The sequence below is a fragment of the Prochlorococcus marinus XMU1406 genome (genome assembly GCF_017696055.1).
GTDB lineage: Bacteria > Cyanobacteriota > Cyanobacteriia > PCC-6307 > Cyanobiaceae > Prochlorococcus_A > Prochlorococcus_A marinus_W.
This window is the reverse complement of record NZ_JAAORG010000001.1, coordinates 234,880-256,478: the sequence shown is the minus strand read 5'-3', so window position 1 is coordinate 256,478 and position 21,599 is coordinate 234,880. Positions and strand designations below refer to the sequence as shown.

General features: G+C 30.9%; 25 protein-coding genes and 1 tRNA gene. 15 read left to right on the top strand and 11 right to left on the bottom strand.

Annotated elements, in window-relative coordinates; translation table 11 throughout:
* Positions 1-42: 42 nt before the first annotated feature.
* Positions 43-1,626 (top strand): murein biosynthesis integral membrane protein MurJ, encoded by a 1,584-nt coding sequence (murJ, locus tag HA149_RS01385; protein ID WP_209112348.1) that lies wholly within the window; start codon positions 43-45, stop codon positions 1,624-1,626.
* Here murJ and HA149_RS01380 read toward each other — a convergent pair.
* On the bottom strand, positions 1,623-1,913 hold the full coding sequence (locus tag HA149_RS01380) for a DUF3181 family protein (protein WP_209112346.1): 291 nt from the start codon (positions 1,911-1,913) through the stop codon (positions 1,623-1,625). The genes murJ and HA149_RS01380 overlap by 4 nt on opposite strands.
* A 13-nt stretch (positions 1,914-1,926) precedes the next feature.
* Positions 1,927-2,178, bottom strand: a complete 252-nt coding sequence (locus tag HA149_RS01375) for a hypothetical protein (protein ID WP_209112344.1) — start codon at positions 2,176-2,178, stop codon at positions 1,927-1,929.
* Between the two features lie 86 nt (positions 2,179-2,264).
* Between HA149_RS01375 and HA149_RS01370 the strand changes: the two genes are divergently transcribed.
* The 5 genes from HA149_RS01370 (at position 2,265) to leuD (ending at position 7,001) form a co-directional block, all read left to right on the top strand.
* Positions 2,265-2,338: transfer RNA gene (locus HA149_RS01370), tRNA-Arg, on the top strand.
* 77 nt (positions 2,339-2,415) lie between these two features.
* Positions 2,416-3,687 (top strand): serine hydroxymethyltransferase, encoded by a 1,272-nt coding sequence (gene glyA / locus HA149_RS01365; RefSeq protein WP_209112342.1) that lies wholly within the window; start codon positions 2,416-2,418, stop codon positions 3,685-3,687.
* A complete protein-coding gene (locus HA149_RS01360; RefSeq protein ID WP_209112340.1) occupies positions 3,684-4,958 on the top strand; it encodes a competence/damage-inducible protein A in 1,275 nt (424 codons plus the stop codon). Before glyA ends, HA149_RS01360 begins: the two co-directional genes overlap by 4 nt.
* Positions 4,959-4,971: 13 nt before the next feature.
* Positions 4,972-6,378, top strand: a complete 1,407-nt coding sequence (leuC, locus tag HA149_RS01355) for a 3-isopropylmalate dehydratase large subunit (protein WP_209112338.1) — start codon at positions 4,972-4,974, stop codon at positions 6,376-6,378.
* A complete protein-coding gene (gene leuD, locus HA149_RS01350) occupies positions 6,378-7,001 on the top strand; it encodes a 3-isopropylmalate dehydratase small subunit (protein ID WP_209112335.1) in 624 nt (207 codons plus the stop codon). Before leuC ends, leuD begins: the two co-directional genes overlap by 1 nt.
* Here the strand turns inward: leuD and HA149_RS01345 are convergent, their stop codons facing one another.
* From HA149_RS01345 to psbN, 3 genes are all read right to left on the bottom strand, one after another.
* Positions 7,002-9,005: a DUF3769 domain-containing protein gene (locus tag HA149_RS01345; protein WP_209112333.1), complete on the bottom strand. Its 2,004-nt coding sequence runs from the start codon at positions 9,003-9,005 to the stop codon at positions 7,002-7,004. It lies immediately after the preceding gene.
* A 20-nt stretch (positions 9,006-9,025) separates the two neighbouring features.
* Positions 9,026-9,154 (bottom strand): photosystem II reaction center protein I, encoded by a 129-nt coding sequence (locus HA149_RS01340; RefSeq protein ID WP_002805124.1) that lies wholly within the window; start codon positions 9,152-9,154, stop codon positions 9,026-9,028.
* A gap of 108 nt (positions 9,155-9,262) precedes the next feature.
* Positions 9,263-9,415 (bottom strand): photosystem II reaction center protein PsbN, encoded by a 153-nt coding sequence (gene psbN, locus HA149_RS01335; protein WP_209112330.1) that lies wholly within the window; start codon positions 9,413-9,415, stop codon positions 9,263-9,265.
* A 79-nt stretch (positions 9,416-9,494) separates the two neighbouring features.
* On the opposite strand from psbN, the gene psbH reads away from it, so the two are divergent.
* The 3 genes from psbH (at position 9,495) to HA149_RS01320 (ending at position 10,706) form a co-directional block, all read left to right on the top strand.
* A complete protein-coding gene (gene psbH, locus HA149_RS01330) occupies positions 9,495-9,695 on the top strand; it encodes a photosystem II reaction center phosphoprotein PsbH (protein WP_002805661.1) in 201 nt (66 codons plus the stop codon).
* 147 nt (positions 9,696-9,842) lie between these two features.
* On the top strand, positions 9,843-10,445 hold the full coding sequence (gene pth, locus HA149_RS01325) for an aminoacyl-tRNA hydrolase (RefSeq protein WP_209112328.1): 603 nt from the start codon (positions 9,843-9,845) through the stop codon (positions 10,443-10,445).
* 3 nt (positions 10,446-10,448) lie between these two features.
* Positions 10,449-10,706: a DUF3146 family protein gene (locus HA149_RS01320; protein ID WP_209112326.1), complete on the top strand. Its 258-nt coding sequence runs from the start codon at positions 10,449-10,451 to the stop codon at positions 10,704-10,706.
* On the opposite strand, the gene HA149_RS01315 is transcribed toward HA149_RS01320, so the two are convergent.
* Genes HA149_RS01315 through ntcA form a run of 3 tightly spaced genes read right to left on the bottom strand, consistent with a single transcriptional unit; the run spans position 10,687 to position 12,864 of the window.
* The gene (locus HA149_RS01315) at positions 10,687-11,124 is read right to left on the bottom strand and encodes a hypothetical protein (RefSeq protein WP_209112324.1); all 438 of its coding nucleotides are present in this window, start codon (positions 11,122-11,124) and stop codon (positions 10,687-10,689) included. The two genes, HA149_RS01320 and HA149_RS01315, sit on opposite strands and share 20 nt — an antisense overlap.
* Positions 11,125-12,090: a DUF3084 domain-containing protein gene (locus tag HA149_RS01310; protein ID WP_209112322.1), complete on the bottom strand. Its 966-nt coding sequence runs from the start codon at positions 12,088-12,090 to the stop codon at positions 11,125-11,127.
* A gap of 39 nt (positions 12,091-12,129) precedes the next feature.
* The gene (gene ntcA, locus HA149_RS01305) at positions 12,130-12,864 is read right to left on the bottom strand and encodes a global nitrogen regulator NtcA (protein ID WP_209112320.1); all 735 of its coding nucleotides are present in this window, start codon (positions 12,862-12,864) and stop codon (positions 12,130-12,132) included.
* Between the two features lie 199 nt (positions 12,865-13,063).
* Between ntcA and HA149_RS01300 the strand changes: the two genes are divergently transcribed.
* From HA149_RS01300 to thyX, 3 genes are read left to right on the top strand one after another with little or no spacing between them, the layout of a single operon-like run.
* Entirely contained in the window at positions 13,064-13,645 is a 582-nt protein-coding gene (locus HA149_RS01300) for a cob(I)yrinic acid a,c-diamide adenosyltransferase (protein WP_209112318.1), read from the top strand.
* A gap of 4 nt (positions 13,646-13,649) precedes the next feature.
* Complete coding sequence (gene dcd, locus HA149_RS01295) at positions 13,650-14,243, top strand: dCTP deaminase (protein WP_209112316.1); 594 nt, start codon at positions 13,650-13,652, stop codon at positions 14,241-14,243.
* A gap of 1 nt (position 14,244) precedes the next feature.
* On the top strand, positions 14,245-14,877 hold the full coding sequence (gene thyX, locus HA149_RS01290; RefSeq protein ID WP_209112314.1) for an FAD-dependent thymidylate synthase: 633 nt from the start codon (positions 14,245-14,247) through the stop codon (positions 14,875-14,877).
* Between the two features lie 3 nt (positions 14,878-14,880).
* Here thyX and HA149_RS01285 read toward each other — a convergent pair whose 3' ends face one another.
* Entirely contained in the window at positions 14,881-15,426 is a 546-nt protein-coding gene (locus tag HA149_RS01285) for a thioredoxin domain-containing protein (protein WP_209112312.1), read from the bottom strand.
* A gap of 138 nt (positions 15,427-15,564) precedes the next feature.
* Here HA149_RS01285 and HA149_RS01280 point away from each other — a divergent pair, with 138 nt between their 5' ends.
* Complete coding sequence (locus tag HA149_RS01280) at positions 15,565-16,917, top strand: phosphoglucosamine mutase (protein WP_209112310.1); 1,353 nt, start codon at positions 15,565-15,567, stop codon at positions 16,915-16,917.
* 7 nt (positions 16,918-16,924) lie between these two features.
* Here the strand turns inward: HA149_RS01280 and trmB are convergent, their stop codons facing one another.
* A complete protein-coding gene (gene trmB, locus HA149_RS01275) occupies positions 16,925-17,554 on the bottom strand; it encodes a tRNA (guanosine(46)-N7)-methyltransferase TrmB (RefSeq protein ID WP_209112308.1) in 630 nt (209 codons plus the stop codon).
* 122 nt (positions 17,555-17,676) lie between these two features.
* On the opposite strand from trmB, the gene HA149_RS01270 reads away from it, so the two are divergent.
* A complete protein-coding gene (locus tag HA149_RS01270) occupies positions 17,677-18,300 on the top strand; it encodes a DUF3177 family protein (RefSeq protein ID WP_209112306.1) in 624 nt (207 codons plus the stop codon).
* The gene (locus HA149_RS01265; protein WP_209112304.1) at positions 18,260-18,595 is read left to right on the top strand and encodes a hypothetical protein; all 336 of its coding nucleotides are present in this window, start codon (positions 18,260-18,262) and stop codon (positions 18,593-18,595) included. Before HA149_RS01270 ends, HA149_RS01265 begins: the two co-directional genes overlap by 41 nt.
* On the opposite strand, the gene ileS is transcribed toward HA149_RS01265, so the two are convergent.
* On the bottom strand, positions 18,592-21,498 hold the full coding sequence (gene ileS, locus HA149_RS01260) for an isoleucine--tRNA ligase (protein WP_209112302.1): 2,907 nt from the start codon (positions 21,496-21,498) through the stop codon (positions 18,592-18,594). The genes HA149_RS01265 and ileS overlap by 4 nt on opposite strands.
* Positions 21,499-21,599 lie beyond the last annotated feature (101 nt).

Sequence of the window (21,599 nt, the reverse complement as noted above, 5' to 3'; positions counted from 1 at the left end):
ATAATTGAAACTTAAACTTCTTGAAGATTTAGACAAATCCAAATGCATTCATTTTTAAAAAATAATGTTTTTTCAATTTCATTTGGCACTAGTCTAAGTAAATTAGCTGGATGTATAAGGCAAATATTTATAGCTGCTGCTTTTGGGGTTGGGGTAACATACGACGCGTTTAATTATGCATATATAATTCCTGGTTTTTTGCTAATAATAATTGGAGGAATTAATGGTCCCTTACATAACGCAGTCGTTGCAGTTTTAACTCCGCTTAACAAAAAAAATGGAGGAATTGTTTTAACTCAAGTAAGCATAAAACTTTCAATAATACTATTCATTTTAGCTATATTTATTTACTCAAATTCCAGTTTATTAATTGAATTATTAGCCCCCAATTTAAGTTCGGAAGCTAAATCTATTGCTACTTACCAATTACAAATACTTACACCTTGTATCCCTTTATCAGGCTTCATAGGTTTAAGCTTTGGCGCCTTAAATTCCCAAAAGAAATTCTTTTTATCAAGTATAAGTCCAGCAATAACAAGCGTAACTACTATTTTTTTTATTTTTTTTAGTTGGATTTTCAACCAAGAAAATACATCTTCTCATGTCTTGACTTACTCGGGATTACTAGCTTTTGCAACTTTGACAGGAACTTTAATTCAGTTTTTTGTTCAAATTTTGGAAATAAATAAAATTGGTCTCTTGAGATTAGAGTCAACCTACAATGCATTTAAAAATGAAGAGAGGAGGATTTTTAAACTAATTATTCCCGCATCTATCTCATCAGGTCTAAGTCAAATTAATGTTTTTATCGATATGTTTTTTGCTTCAAGTTTTCAAGGAGCAGCATCTGGACTAGCTTACGGAAACTTTCTTATACAAGCCCCCTTAGGCATATTATCTAACTCTTTGATTTTGCCATTACTTCCAAAATTCTCTAAATTGAGAAGTAATAAAGACGATAGAGGTCTCCAAAAAAAATTGATATCTGGGATAGAGTACTGTTTCTTGACAGCTATTTTTTTAACAGGTTTTTTCATAACATTCAATAATCAAATCGTACAATTAGTTTTTCAAAGAGGATCTTTTGATTATTCAGCGGCTCTAAAAGTAAAGAATATATTAATTGCTTATTCAGTTGGCATACCTTTTTACCTTTATAGAGATTTATTAGTAAGAACTTACTATTCGATAGAGAAAACAAACTTCCCTTTTAAGTCTTCATTTGCAGGGATAATACTTAATATTTTTTTTGATTGGTTTTTAATTGGTGCCCCAATTAAGAATTTTGGGAATCTTTCTCCATATAATTTCGGAGTTGTAGGAATAATTTTTTCTTCAGTAGTAGTCAACTTTATAGTTTGTATTTTGCTTTCTTTTAATCTGCGAAATGAAGATATCCATTTGCCTAACTTGAATTTATTGAGGAAAATCAGCCTCATGTCATTAGCTGCCTTTATATGTAGCACAGTTTGTTTTATTATTCTCAAGACTACGAATAACTCCAATTCAAATCTGGGAGAATTTTTATTATTAATGTTTGGATCTCTAATTTTTTTTGTAATTTATTTTTTACTTACAAAATTCTTGAAAGTAAATAACTTTAAAGTTTATAAAAAAAAGATTTAGTTTTCAAAAAAACTTTCCAAAATCTCCTCTAATTCTAGAATTTGTGAAGTAGTTATTAAATTAATTAGTGGAATACTGTTAACACCATCCCCTACTTTTACATTAATTGCTTTCAAACTTATATTTGCAGCATCAAATGGACCTTGATCTTTATTTCTTATACATTCAATAGCAAGATGTCTAGCTAGGCCAGCATCTCCAAGATACAAATTCCACTTTTCTATTTTTATAAAAATCTTTTCTGAAATAATATTTTCTAGATCACTTATTCGTATCTGGGAGTTCATATATAAGCTTAATTTAAGTTGATTGTTTTGAAGTATCTTTAGGTTTTTTTATAATTACGAAAAGTAAATGGGAAGCCAAAAGAACTGACCAGAAAATTGCAAAATTATTAAAAAAAGCTATTTCATATTTAATTTCTTTTAAAAGCCATGTGCCACTTACAATCGCAGTAAATATCATACAGTGAATAACAAAATTTACTATACGAGAAAAATGTTTATAGATAGGATCTTCTAAATCACCATTTCCGTACCACTTTATAGGCATATTATTAATTAGATTGTTAATAATAGATATTTTACCTGAAATCTGGTTGACTAAGAGACCCTGAAACAGAGATATTACATAATTATGCGCCTGTAGCTCAGTGGATTAGAGCACCTGACTACGGATCAGGGTGTCGGGAGTTCGAATCTCTCCAGGCGCGTTTAAAATTCTGAAATATTCTTTTTATTTTTTTCTAAAAAATATCGTCTATATTATGTTTATTACTTATCAAATTCAATGAATATCCTTCAAAACCTTAAAGAAAGTGATCCAGTAATATCAAATTTTATCAACTCTGAAAAAAATAGGCAGGAAACTCATCTTGAGTTAATCGCAAGTGAAAATTTCGCATCAATTGCCGTCATGCAAGCTCAAGGATCCGTCCTTACAAATAAATACGCCGAAGGATTACCTCAAAAAAGATATTACGGGGGATGTGAATTTGTTGATGAAATCGAGGAATTAGCTATTCAGAGAGCGAAAAAATTATTTAATGCAAATTGGGCTAATGTTCAACCCCATAGTGGAGCACAGGCAAATGCTGCTGTTTTCCTAAGTCTACTTAAACCTGGCGACACAATCATGGGGATGGATTTATCCCACGGTGGGCACTTAACTCATGGATCTCCAGTAAATATGAGTGGCAAATGGTTCAATGCAGTTCACTATGGTGTAAATAAAGAAACTAGTAAATTAAATTTTGATGAGATAAGAGAGATAGCACTTGAAACAAAACCAAAATTAATCATATGCGGATATTCTGCTTATCCAAGAACAATTGATTTTGAATCATTTAGGAAAATTGCAGATGAAGTTGGTGCATACTTAATGGCTGATATTGCACACATAGCCGGTCTTGTAGCAAGTAAACTTCACCCAAATCCTATACCTTATTGTGATGTAGTAACTACAACTACTCATAAAACATTAAGAGGGCCTAGAGGAGGACTTATCTTATGTAAAGATGCAGAATTTGGAAAGAAATTTGATAAATCTGTTTTCCCTGGAACTCAGGGTGGGCCCCTAGAACATATTATTGCCGCTAAAGCAGTTGCATTTGGAGAAGCTTTGCAGCCAGAGTTCGTTAATTATTCTCAACAAGTAATAAAAAATGCTAAAGTTCTAGCCTCAACGTTAATAAATAGAGGAATCAATATCGTGAGTGGAGGCACTGATAACCATATTGTTTTACTCGATTTAAGAAGTATCAATATGACAGGTAAAATTGCTGACTTACTCGTAAGTGAAGTGAATATCACTGCGAATAAAAATACTGTTCCGTTTGACCCTGAATCACCTTTTGTGACCAGCGGTCTAAGGTTGGGTACTGCCGCTTTAACTACTAGAGGCTTTAATGAAAATGCTTTTGCTGAAGTTGGCGACATTATTGCTGATAGATTACTTAACCCAAACGATTCACTAATTGAAAGTCAATGTAAAGAAAGAGTATTATCCTTATGTAATCGTTTTCCTCTTTATTTAGGCAAACTTGAAGCATCAATTAAATGAGTCCTAATTCCAAGAGAGTAGAAATTCTTTCTATTGGAACAGAGCTACTTTTAGGAAATATTATCAATACAAATGCTCAATGGATTTCAGAGCAATTATCTCAATTAGGCTTAAATCATTTTAGGCAATCAACTGTAGGTGATAATTGTGATCGAATTATAAAAGTAATTCAAGAAATATCGAAAAGAAGCAATCTTCTAATTATAACGGGTGGCTTGGGACCCACCCCAGATGACTTAACTACAGAAGCAATAGCCAAATCTTTTAATGTATCTCTTTTTGAAAGACCGTACTTATGGGATGAAATTAAAGAAAAACTCTCAAACTCAAAGCTGCATGATGATTCCTCTAGCTTAAGGAAACAATGTTTCTTCCCAAAAAATGCTCAAATAATTAATAATCCTAGGGGAACAGCTCCAGGAATGATTTGGGAACCAGTAAAAGGATTTACTATTCTTACTTTCCCTGGAGTACCAAGTGAAATGAAAACTATGTGGGAAAAAACGGCTTATGATTTCGTTAAAACCAAATTCTCTGATGGTTATTCTTTTTTTTCAAATACTCTTAAATTTGCAGGCATTGGAGAATCTAGCGTTGCAGAAAAAATTAACGATCTATTAAATCTTAAAAACCCGACAGTTGCTCCATATGCAAACTTAGGAGAGGTTAAACTAAGAATCACAGCGCGAGCAAAGAATGGCCTAGAAGCAACAAATATAATTAATCCTATAAAAGAAAAATTAAAAAAAGAGTTTTCGGAATTTATTTTTGGAGAGGATAATGATACTCTTCCTAGCGTTCTAATAAAACAATTAACCGAGAGGGACCAAACTGTCGTATTTGCTGAATCCTGCACCGGAGGCCTGCTATCTTCATCACTAACATCAATATCAGGCTCATCTCAAGTTTTTAAAGGTAGTATTGTTTCATATAGTAATGAGCTAAAAAATTCATTATTAAATATTTCGGAAGACAAGCTTACAGAATATGGAGCCGTTTCTGAAGAAGTTTGTGAGGCTATGGCAATTAATGTAAAAAAGAAATTAGGAGCAGATTGGGCAATAGCAATTAGTGGAATAGCAGGTCCTAACGGAGGCAGTAAAGATAAACCGGTTGGACTTGTCTATATCTCAATTTCAGGCCCGAATAATCAAATAACTAATATAAAAAAACTATTTAACTCAACCAGAAATAGAGTAGAAATTCAAACACTAAGTGTAAATGTGTGTTTGAACAGCCTCAGATTAATCCTATTATCGAATAGTAAGTAACTATTTTTACAAATTGAGTCAAGATACCTTATTTGATAAAGTTTGGGATTTACACAAAGTTTCAAGTCTTCCAGGTGGATCTGATCAAATATTTATAGGTCTGCACCTTATCCATGAAGTTACAAGTCCTCAAGCATTTGGCGCTTTAAAAGACAAAAACTTGAAAGTAAAATTCCCTGATAGAACTGTTGCTACTGTTGATCATATTGTGCCAACAGATAATCAGAGCAGGCCTTTCAAAGATAATCTTGCTGAAAAAATGATTGACACACTTGAGAAGAATTGCTTAGAACATAAAATAAGATTTTTTAATATTGGTAGTGGTAATCAAGGCATAGTTCATGTAGTAGCTCCAGAATTAGGGCTAACGCAGCCAGGGATGACAATCGCTTGCGGAGATTCACATACTTCGACTCATGGAGCTTTTGGGTCAATTGCTTTTGGGATAGGGACAAGCCAAGTAAGAGATGTTCTTGCCACCCAAACCATAGCCATGAACAAATTAAAGGTAAGGCAAATTTGGTGTGAAAATCAATTATCTCATGGGGTTTATGCTAAGGATTTAGTACTTCATATTATTAATAAACTCGGTGTAAAAGCTGGGGTGGGTTTTGCATATGAGTTTGCAGGGCCTGCGATCAATACATTATCCATGGAAGAGAGAATGACTATATGCAATATGTCTATTGAAGGAGGGGCAAGATGCGGCTACATAAACCCTGATGAAAAGACCTTTAGTTACATTAAAAATAAATTATGCGCCCCAAAAAATGAGCATTGGGGGAAAGCGCTCAAATGGTGGAAATCACTAAAAAGCGATGAAAATTCAATCTATGATGATGTAATTAAAATAGATGCTTCTAAAATAGAACCAACAGTTACCTGGGGGATTACTCCGGGCCAAAGTATAGGCATTAATCAGCAAATCCCTCGCGTAGATGAATTGTCCCCAAATGACAAATTAGTTGCTGAAGAGGCTTATGAATATATGAGTTTCAAGCCAGGGCAATCAATAAAAGATATTCCGGTAGAAGTTTGTTTCATAGGCAGTTGCACAAATGGTCGAATCAGTGACTTGAGAATTGCAGCTAAAGTATTAAAAGACAAAAAAGTATCTAAGAATGTAAAAGCATTTGTAGTTCCTGGTTCAGAAAAAGTAGCCAATAAAGCAAAACAAGAAGGACTTGATCAGATATTTAAGGATTCTGGATTTCAATGGAGAGAACCAGGATGCTCGATGTGTTTAGCAATGAATTCAGATAAGCTAATAGGTAATCAAGTTAGTGCTAGTTCTAGTAATAGAAATTTCAAAGGTAGGCAGGGATCTCCTAGCGGGAGAACACTACTCATGAGTCCAGCAATGGTTGCTGCTGCTGCAATTAATGGCAAAGTCAGTGACGTGCGAGAATTTATCAACTAATGAAATCCGACTTTACCCCACCAATTGGAAAAATTACACAAATAAACGGGCAATGTATTTCCTTAATTGGTAACGACATTGATACAGATCGAATAATTCCAGCGCGTTTCTTGAAGTGTGTTAACTTTGAGTCATTAGGTGAATCTGTTTTTGAGGACGATAGAGAAACTTTAAAAGGAAAGCATCCTTTCGATTTAGAAGAAAACAAAAATGCCACAATACTAATTGTTAATAGCAATTTTGGATGTGGTTCCAGCAGAGAACATGCCCCTCAAGCACTTATGAGATGGGGCATAAAAGCAATCATAGGTGAGAGTTTTGCCGATATTTTTTATAGTAACTGTGTTGCAATAGGTATCCCATGCTTTACCCTCCCAAAAAAATCAATACAAGAAATTCAAAAAAATAAGGATAGTAAATTTCTATTCTTAGAAATTGATCTTAAAAATTCATTAGCAAAATCAAAAGATTTAAGTTTCAATCTTGAAATCAAAGAAAGCTCAAGAAAAATGTTTCTGTCAGGGGAATGGGATGCAACTTCAACACTACTTGAAAATGAAAGTCTAATTGAAAATAAATTCAACCATTTACCTTATTTAGAATTTAATAATTATTTATTGTAACTATTTAAATCCATATAAACTGAAAGAAATGCCTCCTGCTTGATTGTGGGGTTGATAAAACATACCAATTTCATAGGATCTTTTTTTCCAATTTAATGAGATTTTAGAATCTATAAATTCACCATAGTCATCTGAATCATTTGTTAAGTTTAAAGTCCCTATACTTTTGAGAATAACTGGTCCAAATAGTTGCTGATCAAAGGCAATATTTAATGTGAATTTCTCATAATTGTGGTCAAATTTAAAAACACTCTCACCACTATCAAATTTATAGAAGGGGAAAAGACTAATACGTGTATAGTCAAAAGTTTTATTTTTAAAATTACCCAATATTAATTCGGGACCTATGCCTAAACCTAAATATTCTTGATGATCTCCATTTTCATAGAAAGAATATGATGCTTCTAATCTTGTATCAAGACTTAATCCTTTATTGATTGGTTGAGGAATGTACCTATATGAAATATCTATAGATTTATTTTTAGAGTCTTGAATACTAATCGGAAATTTCTGATCTAGAGAATAAAAAAAGTTACCTTTTAGGTTAGTTACAAGATTTTTTGTATTTAAAGCCTCTGCTGTAATGTTTGCCAAACCGAAAGATAAAAATTCTTTCTTTTTAATGCCATTTACAACCCAAGTATTTTCTTTCTGTAATTTTGAACCATAACCAGAGTAAATTTCTGCTTCACCCAATGAGCCATTCCAAACCCTCTCTCTATAGATTCCATAAAAGGTTTTATCCCATTTTGTACCCAAAAAATTAATCTCTTTATTCAATTTTGTTTCGAATCTAAATGCATCTGAAAATTTATCAAGATCAAGAGAATTTAAATTCTTATCTATTTCTAAATCCCAATTATTTATTCTTCCTTTTATCTGGGATTTTAGAGCAAAATAGTCTTGAAAACCTGCATTTCTCTTAACTTTATCTGAAGTTATTGATTCCCCCTTATTTACAAAACTTTTTGTATAACCTTTTAGTGAGCGTTGAATCAAGAATTGGGGCTCTAACTCAAAAACAAAATCATCATTTATGTCTATTGAGTTAAGTTTCCTGCCGATAAAATACCCATCCTTATCTAAATTGTCATATCCAAAATTCCATGTATTTGCAGGTTGAAACTTATTAAAATTAAAATTTCTACTACCTAACCAAAAGGGGATTGATAATTTCTCCTCAAGTATTAAATAATTTAATGAAGATTTAAATCTGAGTTTTTCATTAATAGGAAAAACTTCTAATGAATTTATTGCTAATTTTACTTGTTTTAATTCAAGTAAATCATTACTAAATATAGCCTTCTTACTTTTCCATTTATCCCCTTCTATGGTCATTTTATCTGTAAGAAACAACCAATTCTCCAAATTATTAGGAGTATTTATAACTTCCTTTTTTTTAAAATCAAGTAAACTCTCTAACTTGTTAGAATCTGATAAGCTGAAATTAGAAGCAATGTCATCAATCAAGGTATTGGAATTAATATTACCCTTGACATCTAATAGATAACCTTTTTCACTAATAAAGCTGTATTCAAGTTGAGAAACTCTAAAAATTTGATCGCCTAATATTAAAGTTATATTTCCTTTAGCTTCAATTTTTTTATTTAACTTGTCATATACTAATTTGTCAGCTTTAAGCAGTCCACCTCTATAAGAAACAAAAACATTGCCCTCTGCATAAATAACATCATTTATTTCAGATTGTTTATTTGATTGGATTATTAACTCTTGTTGATTTTCGGCTTTAGCAACCAAAAGTGAATCTGGTTTTTTCTTTAAAAATTTTACAAACGCAGTATCATCATAAAAATTATTGCTGAAAATATTTTTATGAGAATTTGATAAAATTTCTAGATCAGATTTGTTTAATAAAGGGGACTTTATATATCGATTATTTATATTTTTGGTGGTTTTTAAGAATTCTGCTGATTTTGATGGATGTAGAAAATTAATTAACAGAAAAGAGAAAGTTATTACTTTTTTTGAAATTCCAGAAATCAATTTAAAATTTAATTAAGAGATTAATCTTGAGGACTTTCTAGGTCTTTTCTGTTTGGTGTTCTTGTTGGGTCACTTGCTAGAAATCCGAAAAGAAATATTCCTACAAAGAAAAAGACGATAGTGTAAACAGAAATTTTTAAGGCGAGCATGGAATTACTAGTGCTGACAGATTTATATCATATTAAATTTATAATTAAACTATGGTTAATTGTTTACTTTTTGTATTTTTGGAAAATTTTGAAATACTTTAAGGGAGATTAATCATCATGGTCATCCCAAGGATCTGTAAGCTTTGCGGCTTTAGGTCCAAATGCAGTCCAAAGACCAAAACCGGTTAAAGATAGAAGTAATACCAGAATTGTTACTGCTATGGAAACTGCAGGATCTGGAGCAGATGATAAAGTTTGCATCAATTTTACTAAGTTTGTAAACAATTTATGTATAAGTTCTTATACAATAGCGAAATAATATTCGATTTTGTGAATTCAAATGGGTCAAAAAACAGCCTTAGGCAGTCTTCTAAAAGCAATTGGCAATTCAGGTCAAGGAAAAGTAGTACCTGGTTGGGGAGCAGTTCCTGTGATGACTGTCATAGGGCTACTGCTACTTGTTTTTTTAGTTATTCTTCTACAAATTTATAACCAATCATTGCTACTACAAGGTTTCTCAGTAGATTGGAACGGAAATTAATTTTTTGCTGTACTCTCAAAAAGCTATTTGGTTAATTTGAAGATTACTAAATAACTTTTTAGAATTTTTGTTTTTTTAAATTATATTTTTAAGTTATAGTTTAGGTATATTCATAATTCTCAATGAAAAGAGATTTAGTAATAAATCATGAAAGAAATATATTTAATTGGACTTGGAAATCCAGGGAAAAAATATTCCAATAGTAGACACAATATAGGTTTCTTGCTGCTTGAAAATTTTTCGAAAAAATATAATTCAAATTTTTTATTAAAAGATAAACTTAAAAGTTCCTACTCAGAATTTCAAATCAATGATTCTACTTTCAGGCTATTTTTACCAAATACGTTTATGAATAAAAGTGGTTATGCGGTAAGAGCAATAGTTGATTGGTTTAAAATAAATTTAGATCAGATTTTCATAATAGTCGATGATAAAGATCTTCCCCTTGGGAAAATAAGATTTAGAAAAAGAGGAAGCTCAGGTGGTCATAACGGGCTTAAAAGCATCATTGAACAATTGCAAACACAAAACTTTAACAGAATAAAAATTGGTATTGGGTCGCCCCCTTCAATAGAGGGGAAAAATCATTTGAATACTATTTCACACGTATTAGGAAATATTTCTCAAGAAGAACAATCAATATTAGATAAAGTTTATCGGAGAGTAATAGAATCCCTAGAAAATCTAAATACTAAAAAAGAAGAATACATAATTAATGAATTAAATTCTTTTAATAAAGACCAACCTTAAGAAATGCGTTCTAAACCCGAAACCATTGCCAATGTAAGTATTAAGGAATATTGCTTCTCAAAAAAGCAGATTCAGGGCGTTGTGGAAGCTAGTCAATTTAAATGGTTTTTTACATGGTCCTTTAATAAAGGTTTATTAACGGTAAATCCACCTTTGGGAAGGGCATTAATTGAGGATGCCTTATTAAGATTTTTATTGCAAAAAGATTATGAACTAGAAGCAGGGAATGAGTATAAGTTGACTATTTCAGCCAGGTTTTAAAATCTATATTTCGATTCAAAGTAAACTTCATTTTGCAATAATCTTCTAAAATTATCAACGCTGCTATCGCATCAAGATTTTTATTAAGAATAAAAACCTCCCTAGGCATTAAACACTTCAGACCACTGATAGGAAATAGTTCGAAATATCTTGCTTTAGCCCTGTATGTAGTATTTCTTTCCTCAAAAGTTATTATTTCTTTTTTAAAAAAATATAGTTTTTCTATAATCTCTCTAGAAGTAGTACCATTACCAATAATAATTTGTGATATGTCCTCAACGGTGATTAAATTTCTGATATAGTTGTCGACTAATTCACTTTTAAGAATTATCGCTTTATACACTTTTTTTTCACTTATTTCAGCTAAGACTAAGCCGCATTTACTTTTTCCGGGATCAATAGTTATTATTCTAGGCATTTAAGATGCAATCTTTAAAATATTAATTTCAACAACTATGGGTTCTACAGTTTTACTATCTCTTAAAGATACTACTTCTAACTTAAATTTGATCTTTTGATTTTCTTGAAGAAAGTCTCTAATTTTTTTTACAAAATTTCCATTTGTATTAATTTCACTAACTTGTGATCCTTTTGACTTAATTTCATCTCTTGTTTCTCTAAGCAATGATTTAATTTTTAAATTTATTGATTTACGATTTAAATCACTTGCTTCCAGAATTGAACTTGTAATAACATCCCCTTTCTTGACAATAAATTTATTCTCTATTAAATCAGGAGATACAAAAACATAATTATCCCCTTTTAAAACATTTGTTGCTGATTTAATTAATAAAACCCAGTTACCTCCTCTAGCAACTATTGTCTCAATTTTTGAAATATCAATAGGTCTCCACAAAAGAATATTTTTTGCTTCTTTATTAATTGGGATGACAATTTTCCTAACAAATTTATCAGCTTCATTATAGATTTTTGTTAAGTCTTGTTTTATATTTGAGCTGGAATTAACCTCAGCAATAAATAAAGTTTGTCCTCTTTTAATAACAATATTTCCTCTCCTAAATTCTTTAATATTATTTTTTAATTGATTTAACTCCCTCTCTTTCAGAATAATTTTACCTTCAAGTTCCTTTCTTTTTTCTTTTAAAGGGATTAAGGCCTTTTTACTTTCATCTAAAGTTTTTTGCAAAAAAGGAATATCAATAAAAAGCCTTTGTCTGAATTCTTCACTAACTAATATCAATAAACCTATTGATAATGAACTAATAAACCCACCAGTTATTATAGTTATTATAGTTGCTGTTTTTTTAGGTCTTAATTTTAAGATACTAAATCTTGCTTTACCAATCTTTGTCCCAAGAATATCCCCAAATGGTGCAATTAATCCCCCTAGTAATATTAAAAAAACAATTAAAATCCAAGCCACACTTTTTCATTCACTCAATACATCATAATTTATGGTGTATCAATTAAATCTTTTTGCAAGAGCAATTGGATCAAACACTGTGATCTTTTTTCTTTCAATATTAAGAAGCCCTGAATCCTTTAAATCTCCCAATAATCTTGTAATGGTTACTCTTGTAGAACCAATAGCTTCAGCAATTGCCTGATGTGAAAGCCTCAGATCTATTGTAATACCTTTTTCACCTGCGACTCCAAAGTCTCTACAAAGAACCATTAAAAAGCTAACTAAACGAGAAGACATATCTCTATGTGTAAGGGTTTCTATCATTGTTTCAGTTTGCAAGATCCTACTTGAAAGCCCCTGTAAGAGTAATAGTCCTACTGATGCATCTTCCTCTATAGCTCTTAAAACAGAATTTGCGGGTGCTGTTATCATTTCAACTCTTGTGAATGCTATGGCATGGTAAAAACGATCAGATCTATGTCCTGTCAGAAGAGATAAAACACCAAAGAGACTATTCTCTCTTAAAAGAGCAACAGTTATTTCTTCACCAGACTCATAAACTCTTGACAGTCTTACTGCTCCTCTTCTTATAAGATAAACCCTTTCAGCAGGGTCCCCAGGGAAAAATATTGTTTTAGATCTCTCAACCATTTCTGTGCTTGCACCATCTAGCCCCTTAATAACTTCCATTAAAGTTCTATTGATTGGGAAACGTTCTCCAACAGAGTTAATTTTACTTTGTCCCGACTGTGGCGAACTAAAGCGGTTGAATCCTCGTGAAGCTGGTATCATAAATATCTTGACTATTAAAAAATTTAAGGAGACGCCCTAAAAAATCTTGTATCAACAGTAACAATTTTCAATTCTTATTAGTTTATCAATAAGCCTTTTTTAATTAATTTCTACTTGCTTAAGCCTTTTTTAAGTAAAATTACACTATATGCAGTGTCAACATATTCTAATTATACTGCATGTAGAAAGAATCTCAATAATGGTAATTAGTTCATCTCATACCTATTCCAAAAATAATCTTGATGTTGTAAATATAAATACTGCTAACAAAATTAACGGAAAAAGATTTACCCAAAACGGGCAAATTCAAATCTATCAATCTCAATATCGAGGAAGCTACCCATCTATCATTAGAGACTCTCTAAGAAATGCTGCTCTTGGCAGGAAAGTACTCTTAATACAATTTATGAAAGGAGGGGTAAAACAAGGAGTAAATAATGCAGTAAAGCTATGCGGTAATTTAACCTGGGTAAGATCATCACATTCCTTTGATCAATATAATTTGGAATCAATTGAAAATAATAAAAATTTAAAAAAATCTATTCATGAATCTACTTTTGAATTATGGAATTTTTGTAAAAAAGAACTACAGTCTGGAGAGAACGACCAAATCATACTTGATGAAATTTTTTTAGCTATCGACATGAAAATTATCGATAAAGATGATTTGATTTCAACACTTGAAAACCGATTTATATCTGGAGATGTAATCCTTACTGGTACAGATATTCCTAAAGATCTATTATTAATGGCCAACCAAATTACCGAACTTCGCTCATAAATCAATGCTAAAAAATGATCTCTGGATAAATCAAAAAGCCTCGGAAGGAATGATAAAGCCCTTTCAATCAAATTTGGTGAGGCATCTTGAACCTGATAATAAACAAAAGCCAGTTTTGAGCTACGGATGTTCATCTTATGGCTATGATTTAAGACTTTCATCAAAAGAATTCCTAATTTTCAGGCATGTCCCTGGTACTGTGATGAATCCCAAAAAATTTAATCCTAATAATTTAGAACAAACTGTTCTTCACCATGATAATGATGGAGACTTTTTTATTCTTCCTGCTCATTCCTATGGTTTAGGAGTTGCTTTAGAAAAGATGAAAGTACCAGAAAATATAACTGTAATCTGCATAGGCAAAAGTACTTACGCACGACTAGGGATTATTGTTAATACAACACCCGCAGAGGCAGGATGGGAGGGTCATCTAACTTTAGAGTTTAGCAATAGTTCAGGTGCCGATTGTAGAATTTATGCTGAAGAGGGCATCTGCCAACTACTCTTTTTTGAAGGTGATCCATGCTCCACAACCTATGAAGATAGAAGAGGCAAATATCAAAACCAACCAGAAAAAGTAACTCTAGCAAAGATCTAACATGAGTAAAGTTGAGCTAATTTCGCTAACTCCTGATGCAGAAAAAACAATGGCTTACATTGCAAGAGTTAGTAATCCAAAAAATCAGGAAAATGAAGACTATTCGAAATTATTGAGTTATTGCATTAAAAATGAACATTGGAGTGTTTTTGAACAGTCATTTATGACCTTACAAATAGAAACTAATAGAGGAATTGCTGCTCAAATTTTAAGACATAGATCATTTACTTTCCAGGAATTTTCCCAGAGATATGCAGATAGTTCTCAATTAGGCAATATTCCCTTACCAGAGTTGAGGCGTCAAGATTTTAAAAATAGACAAAATTCAATCCCTGATCTCCCTGATGAGTTACAAAAAAGATTCAATGAAAAAATTGGTTTACATTTTCAAGCCGCTTCAAAGTTATATGAAGATTTACTTGCAGAAGGGATCGCCAAAGAATGTGCGAGATTTGTTTTACCATTAGCCACTCCAACAAGAATCTATATGTCTGGATCCTGCAGATCTTGGATCCATTACATTCATTTAAGATCAGCTCACGGTACCCAAAAAGAACACAAATCTATTGCCCAAAATTGTAAGTCTATTTTTAAACAAAGTTTTCCTATAGTATCAAAATCTTTAGAATGGTAAAAATTATCCATGACTACGAGGGCTAGCCTTAATTTTTTTATTTTCTTGAAATGTTGAAAATTTAGGATTAATAATTTCCTCATAGGGTTGCTCTTCTTTTTGTAAATTCTTAATAGATTCTGTTATTTTTATTTCATCTTGTTTACCAATAAAAGTAGATATTAAATTGCCCTTTGCATCAAAAAGATTAACTTGAGGAATTCCGTTGACCGCAAACTTCTTGATGTAATTACCCCATTTTTGATTATCAACATTTAAAAAAACAAAATTAATATCTTTTTCGTATTCTTCTTTAATAGCAGAAACTTGTGGAGCGATTTCTTTGCAAACTTCGCACCACTCAGCATAAAATTCCAAAAATGTAGGCTTATTATTTGTAAAAGCTATTTCAGGGTCAACAGATAATTCTCCAAAACTCTTTAGTAGATAAGTTGATTTAAAAATTAGATTTCTAAACAAAAGAAATGAAATAATAACAATAGATATAATCAAAATAAGTATTGTTTTTAAATTTGTCTTTAAAATTGGCTCTCGGCTCTCAGATTGCACTATTAAGTTATTAATAACTAAAAATATCTTAAATAAGTAAAACAAATAAAGAGGATTGAAATCTACAAGCTTTTAATCAACTGATAAAATAAGAAATGAATAATTATCAAAAATTTGTTTGATTCCTGAAATCTAATTATGCAATCAATCTTTGGAACTGATGGAATAAGAGGAAGATTTAATGAAGAGATAACTTATTCTCTAGCCTATAAAGTAGGCTATGCTCTAGGTTCGACTTTAGAAAAGAAAAATCCAATATTAATTGGAAGAGATACAAGAATTAGTGGAGATATTCTGCTTCAAGCAATAACACAAGGTATAAATAAAAGTGGCAAAAAATGTATAAATCTTGGAATCTGCCCTACCCCAGCTATACCTTTTTTAATCAAGCAAGAAAACCTTAGTAGTGGGATCATGATATCTGCAAGTCATAATCCGCCGGAATATAATGGCATAAAAATTTTTGATCATAATGGTCAAAAAATTACAAAATATTTTGAAAATAAAATTCAAAAATTTATTGATGAGTCAAAACAAAATATATCAGTTCCTAAAAAAGTGCTCCCCCTAAATACGAATACAGATCTTATGGATATTTATATTAAAAGCCTAATCCAAACAATGGGTGGAGAAAATTTAAGCGGGTTGAAAATAATATTAGACACATGCTACGGATCAGCGACAACATGCGCAAAAAAAATTTTTCAGTTACTTGGTGCGGATGTAAGAGTTATCAATAACTCTAAAAATGGGTTGAAAATTAATAAGAATTGTGGTTCTACTAACCTTGCACCATTAAAAAAAGCATTAAGAGAGAGTCCTGCAGATATGGGATTTAGCTTTGATGGGGATGCCGATAGAGTAATTGGAATAGATTCAAAAGGAAATGTTTTAGATGGAGATCATATTCTTTTTCTTTGGGGTAGAGAACTTATGGAACAAAAAATTCTCACAAATAATTTACTAATATCTACGCAAATGGCAAACATAGGTTTTGAAAAGTCATGGAAGGAAATTGGTGGAAGTTTGTATAGAACTGATGTAGGAGATAAATATGTGCATGACGCAATTAAAGAAAAAAGTGCAGTTTTAGGAGGTGAGCAGTCAGGTCATATACTTTCAAAAATTAATAACTTTTCTGGAGATGGGATATTGACTGCACTTCAGATATCTAAATATTGTAAAAAGAAAAAAATTAATTTACACGATTGGCTTAAAAGTAGTTTCGAACCTTTTCCTCAAAAACTAACTAATATCAATTTAGATTTTAATATTAATAAATTAAATTCAAAAACTAAAATCTTAATTGATCAAACAATAGAACATTTTCAGTCAATATATTCAGATAATTGTAGGGTTTATATAAGACCTAGCGGAACAGAACCCGTAATGAGAATTCTAGTTGAAGCTAAAAATCATAAAAAAGTTGATTCTTTGTCAAACGAAATAACAAACAAACTCTTTTTAGAAATTAACAGAATAACAAATTAACGATGAATCAAATTTTTATATAAATCCTTTCAAAAATATCAAGTTGGTTAATAATCACATACTTTTCCCGAGTAGTTTTAACTTTATTTGGATTAAAACTTTCAGAATAATTAAAATCCTTTTTATCTATTGTTTTAAAATAAAAGTTACTTGATATGGTGAAATCCATATAGTCGAATAAATCCTTTACATCTGTTTTTATAAAAATTAGAGTCCCTTTTTGCAATGAATTTGAGAGAATATTAATAAATTCTGGCTGAATTACACGCCTTTTATAATGTCTCTTTTTAAACCATGGATCAGGGAAATTAAACGAAATACTTTTTAGATTTTTGATAATAAATTTACTTTGTACATCATTCAAAATATTATTAGCATTACCAAATACAAAATATAGATTTTTGATTTCTCTTTTAAGCACTTTTAATTTAGCATTTTTGACTAATTTCTCTCGGATTTCAATTCCCAAATAATTCCAACTGGTATTAACCAAAGCTAGATCGAATAAAAAATCACCAGCAGCACAACCTATATCTAAATGAATATTCAATTTAGAATCACCAAACATTTCATTCAAAGAGGGTATTCTCTCAATTTGATTAAAGTTACTACTAAGTGGATTAACATGTTGTCTCATACAATTATTAATTTATTTCTAGGCAATAATATAAGGATGCATAATATTCATAACTATGACAATAGTAAGTAAAAAAGTAACAGTTTGAGGTTTAATTATTATGTGTTTAAAAAGAAAAAGTTTTGAACGTTTTTAATCAACTTTCTATTTGGCTATCTTTTCAACTTTCAATAATTTTCCTTATTGGTATACCTGTCTCTCTATCCTTTTGGTCAATTAAAAAAAGAAATAAAGCAGTTAACAAACTTCTATCAATTTATTGGAAAATATCCCTTTTATTTTTTATAAGCCTTTTACTTTTAATAGGTAAGTATAATTATGCCCTTGCCATAACAAATATTTCAACACTATTAATGACAGTATCAGTTTGGTTTTGGAACGATATAAATGATGAATTAAGAGAATATGATTTTTCTTACTCCCTTACTACAACAACAAAAATATGGAGATGGACAGTAACTTTTATATCTTTCAATTTCTTAATTCAGAGTCTACAAAACTTTAGCTGCTTCTCTTTTATTAATTCGGATGCATGTGAAATATGGCTTGAGCCTTCTTCAAATTTATATATTTTTATAAAAAATTTATTTAATTTTTTCTTCGGAGCTAACTTTACTCAGCCGATAGCAAAATTTTTAGGATTATTTGCATTATCAATCTACATTTTGGGCCTTATTCAATGGTCAATAATCAAATTACCTAAAAATGGAAGAAACTCTTACTTCTCCGAAAATGGCAGAAATTGATTTAATAAATAATCTTGAAAAAATAAGTTCCGAGATACCTAATAGGATACTTAAACTAGAGGGTTTCATTCTAAAAGAAAATCATAAAGAACAATTAGAAATACTTATTTTCAAAGGTTTCAGTAGCTCAACAACTCATCCAATTGAAATAGATTTAGAAAAGAAAGTTATAGGATTTTCTTATATTCTTACAAACTTTAAACTTTATAAAGCACCCATAATGGGACCTGAAGATAATTTTATTAGAGAAAATCACAATTCAGTTTTCTTTTTGAATCAAAAAAACTGGATTTAAGTAAATTCAAGATTAATAATATTTGAACATCTTTTGCATAATTTTGTATTTTGGATTCCATTAAAAGTTTCTTTTTCATAATGCCAACATCTATCACATTTTTGACCATTAGCTTTTACTATTTGAATCTTCCCAAGTGCATTGTTATCGATAATCAGAGAATTCCTAACCAAATCGGATACCATTTGGAAGTTTGAAACTATAAGCCAATCCCTAAATAAATCTACATCATGATTACCAAATTCTTTTAGCCAAGTCAGTGAATCCTTTACAACTTTATCTTCAGGTAAATAATTAACTTCAGTTTCTAAAGCTGCTCCAATTATTTGTTTGTTCCTACATCCTTCTATCGCCTTGTTAATTTCAACTCTCAAATTTCTTAAATTTGCAATGTGTTCATTAAGAGTTTTATTTTTCCATGACTTCGAAAAAATTGGCCATCCTCTTTGAAATACTGATTTTTCTTTAGTTGAATATGGAATATTTTGCCAAATATCTTCAGCCATATGACAAAGCACTGGAGATATAAGTACGGCTAAATTTTCAACAACTTTTGACATAACAAACTGACATGATCTTCTCCTAAATTGTGATTTAGAACTTACATATAACCTATCCTTTGCAATATCCAAATAAAAATTTGATAGATCTACAACACAAAAACTTTGTAAAATTTGGAAAAATTTTGAAAATTCATAATTTTCATAAGCATTTGATATTTGATCTGTAACTTCAACTAATCTGCCTAACATCCATTGATCTAAGAGAGGCAATTGATCAATTTCAAAACTATCAATTTTAGGATCATAATCATGAATATTACCTAAAAGATATCTTGCGGTATTACGAACTTTTCTGTACACATCTGAAAGTTGCTTGAGTATATTTGAACCAATTGGAACATCTACTGAATAATCTACAGAACTCACCCATAGCCTTAATACATCAGCGCCATAAGCAGGTTCATTTTTTTTATTTTTACCTCCATTAATAATTATATTTGGATCAACAACATTACCTAAAGATTTGCTCATTTTCCTACCGTTTTCATCAAGTGCAAAACCGTGAGTTAAAACTTTCTTATATGGAGGTTTATTATTTACTGCAACAGACGTCAACAAAGAAGATTGGAACCATCCTCGATGTTGATCTGAGCCCTCTAAATAAAGATCGGCTGGATACTTTAATTCACTTCTTAATTCACATACTGCGGCCCAGCTAGATCCTGAATCGAACCAAACATCCATTGTATCTGTCCCTTTTTTCCATAGATCCGAGTCTTTTGCATAATTTTCTGGTAATAGATTCTTAACATCCCAATCCCACCAAATATCTGCTCCATGATCACTAAAAAGTTCTTGAATATGATTAATTATCTCGCTGTTAAGTAGGATGTCACTACCATCTTTTTTATAAAATACTGGAATAGGGACTCCCCATGACCTTTGTCTAGAAATACACCAATCTCCTCTGCCAACAACCATAGAATAAATTCTTTTCTTTCCAGTTGCTGGCATCCATTTAACATCTTCGATTGCCTTTAATGCGGATGATCTAAAGCCATTTACAGATGCGAACCATTGTTCTGTTGCCCTAAAAATAGTTGGTTTTTTGGTTCTCCAATCATACGGATATCTATGCTTATAATTTTCTTGTAATAGAAGCAAATTATTTCCTTTTAAGTGTTCAATAATTAAATCATTTGCATCTTTAAGGACATTTGATCCTTTGAATTGACCAGAATATTCATTTAAGTTACCTTTTTCATCAACGACACATGTTATTGGTAAATCATATTTTTGACCCACATTAAAATCATCTATCCCATGACCAGGCGCAGTATGAACAATTCCAGTCCCTGATTCTGTAGTAATATAATCTCCTCCAATTACAATTCTGCAATTTTTATTCTTAGAGGGATGTTGATATTCAATATTTTCCAATTTGGAACCTTTAACCTCTAAAAGCAACTTGAAATCTTTATTAAATTTCTTACTTATTTCAGAGGTTAAAACCTCAGCAAAAAGGTAAATTTTCTTATCTTCATCGATAGCAAAAACGTACTTTATTTTTGGATTTACTGCAACTGCTTCATTTGCAGGTATTGTCCAAGGAGTAGTGGTCCAAATAGTTATAAAAGAATTATTTTGAAAAAAATCTTTTTTGATATTAAGATTTTCTTGGATGAAATTTAATAGAATTTCCTCAGGTATTTTAGTGATTTTTAATGAAACATAAATACTTTTTGAATAATGTTCATCAGGATATTCTAATTCTGCTTCTGCAAGTGCAGTCCTTGAACTTGGACTCCAATGCACAGGTTTAAGTCCTCGATATATATAGCCATTTAAAAACATTTTCCCAAATACTCCAATCTGAGCAGATTCATAACTTTTCTTAAGAGTTAAGTAAGGGTTATTCCAATCTCCCCATATGCCCCACCTTTTGAAACCCTCCTTCTGATTATTAATTTGGATATGGGCATAATCTGTTGCTTTTTTTCTTAAATTTAGAGTGTCAAGATTCTTTCTTTCATCAGATTTTAAATTCTGAAGAACTTTTAATTCAATAGGTAATCCATGACAGTCCCAACCAGGTACGAAATGAACCCTAAATCCTCTTAAGGTTTTGTACTTATTTATTATGTCTTTTAAAACTTTATTAAGGGCATGACCCATATGAAGAGCTCCATTTGCATAAGGAGGGCCATCATGTAGCGTAAATATTTCGCCTGAATTGCTTGAGCCTAATTGGAAATCAATATCATTGTTAGCCCAAAAATTCTGAATCTCCGGTTCTCTTACAACTGAGTTAGCGCGCATTGAGAAGTCAGTTTTTAATAAATTTAAAGTTTCTTTATAAGAAAAGTCTGATTTTTGTTCTTTGCTATTTTGAGATTTCATACGACGATATAAGAAATATTGGTGATCAAGAAAATTATTTAAATAAATCTAATTCATTATATTCTTTCTTAATTGACCTGTAGCATTTTGGGATGTTTCAA

What these genes read in the sequence shown, in the direction of transcription:
- murJ (WP_209112348.1), top strand. Translation starts at nt 43, where the DNA reads ATGCATTCATTTTTAAAAAATAATGTTTTTTCAATTTCATTTGGCACT.
- HA149_RS01380 (WP_209112346.1), bottom strand. Translation starts at nt 1,913, where the DNA reads ATGAACTCCCAGATACGAATAAGTGATCTAGAAAATATTATTTCAGAA.
- HA149_RS01375 (WP_209112344.1), bottom strand. Translation starts at nt 2,178, where the DNA reads ATGCCTATAAAGTGGTACGGAAATGGTGATTTAGAAGATCCTATCTAT.
- glyA (WP_209112342.1), top strand. Translation starts at nt 2,416, where the DNA reads ATGAATATCCTTCAAAACCTTAAAGAAAGTGATCCAGTAATATCAAAT.
- HA149_RS01360 (WP_209112340.1), top strand. Translation starts at nt 3,684, where the DNA reads ATGAGTCCTAATTCCAAGAGAGTAGAAATTCTTTCTATTGGAACAGAG.
- leuD (WP_209112335.1), top strand. Translation starts at nt 6,378, where the DNA reads ATGAAATCCGACTTTACCCCACCAATTGGAAAAATTACACAAATAAAC.
- HA149_RS01340 (WP_002805124.1), bottom strand. Translation starts at nt 9,154, where the DNA reads ATGCTCGCCTTAAAAATTTCTGTTTACACTATCGTCTTTTTCTTTGTA.
- psbN (WP_209112330.1), bottom strand. Translation starts at nt 9,415, where the DNA reads ATGCAAACTTTATCATCTGCTCCAGATCCTGCAGTTTCCATAGCAGTA.
- psbH (WP_002805661.1), top strand. Translation starts at nt 9,495, where the DNA reads ATGGGTCAAAAAACAGCCTTAGGCAGTCTTCTAAAAGCAATTGGCAAT.
- pth (WP_209112328.1), top strand. Translation starts at nt 9,843, where the DNA reads ATGAAAGAAATATATTTAATTGGACTTGGAAATCCAGGGAAAAAATAT.
- HA149_RS01320 (WP_209112326.1), top strand. Translation starts at nt 10,449, where the DNA reads ATGCGTTCTAAACCCGAAACCATTGCCAATGTAAGTATTAAGGAATAT.
- HA149_RS01315 (WP_209112324.1), bottom strand. Translation starts at nt 11,124, where the DNA reads ATGCCTAGAATAATAACTATTGATCCCGGAAAAAGTAAATGCGGCTTA.
- ntcA (WP_209112320.1), bottom strand. Translation starts at nt 12,864, where the DNA reads ATGATACCAGCTTCACGAGGATTCAACCGCTTTAGTTCGCCACAGTCG.
- HA149_RS01300 (WP_209112318.1), top strand. Translation starts at nt 13,064, where the DNA reads ATGGTAATTAGTTCATCTCATACCTATTCCAAAAATAATCTTGATGTT.
- dcd (WP_209112316.1), top strand. Translation starts at nt 13,650, where the DNA reads ATGCTAAAAAATGATCTCTGGATAAATCAAAAAGCCTCGGAAGGAATG.
- thyX (WP_209112314.1), top strand. Translation starts at nt 14,245, where the DNA reads ATGAGTAAAGTTGAGCTAATTTCGCTAACTCCTGATGCAGAAAAAACA.
- HA149_RS01280 (WP_209112310.1), top strand. Translation starts at nt 15,565, where the DNA reads ATGCAATCAATCTTTGGAACTGATGGAATAAGAGGAAGATTTAATGAA.
- trmB (WP_209112308.1), bottom strand. Translation starts at nt 17,554, where the DNA reads ATGAGACAACATGTTAATCCACTTAGTAGTAACTTTAATCAAATTGAG.
- HA149_RS01265 (WP_209112304.1), top strand. Translation starts at nt 18,260, where the DNA reads ATGGAAGAAACTCTTACTTCTCCGAAAATGGCAGAAATTGATTTAATA.
- ileS (WP_209112302.1), bottom strand. Translation starts at nt 21,498, where the DNA reads ATGAAATCTCAAAATAGCAAAGAACAAAAATCAGACTTTTCTTATAAA.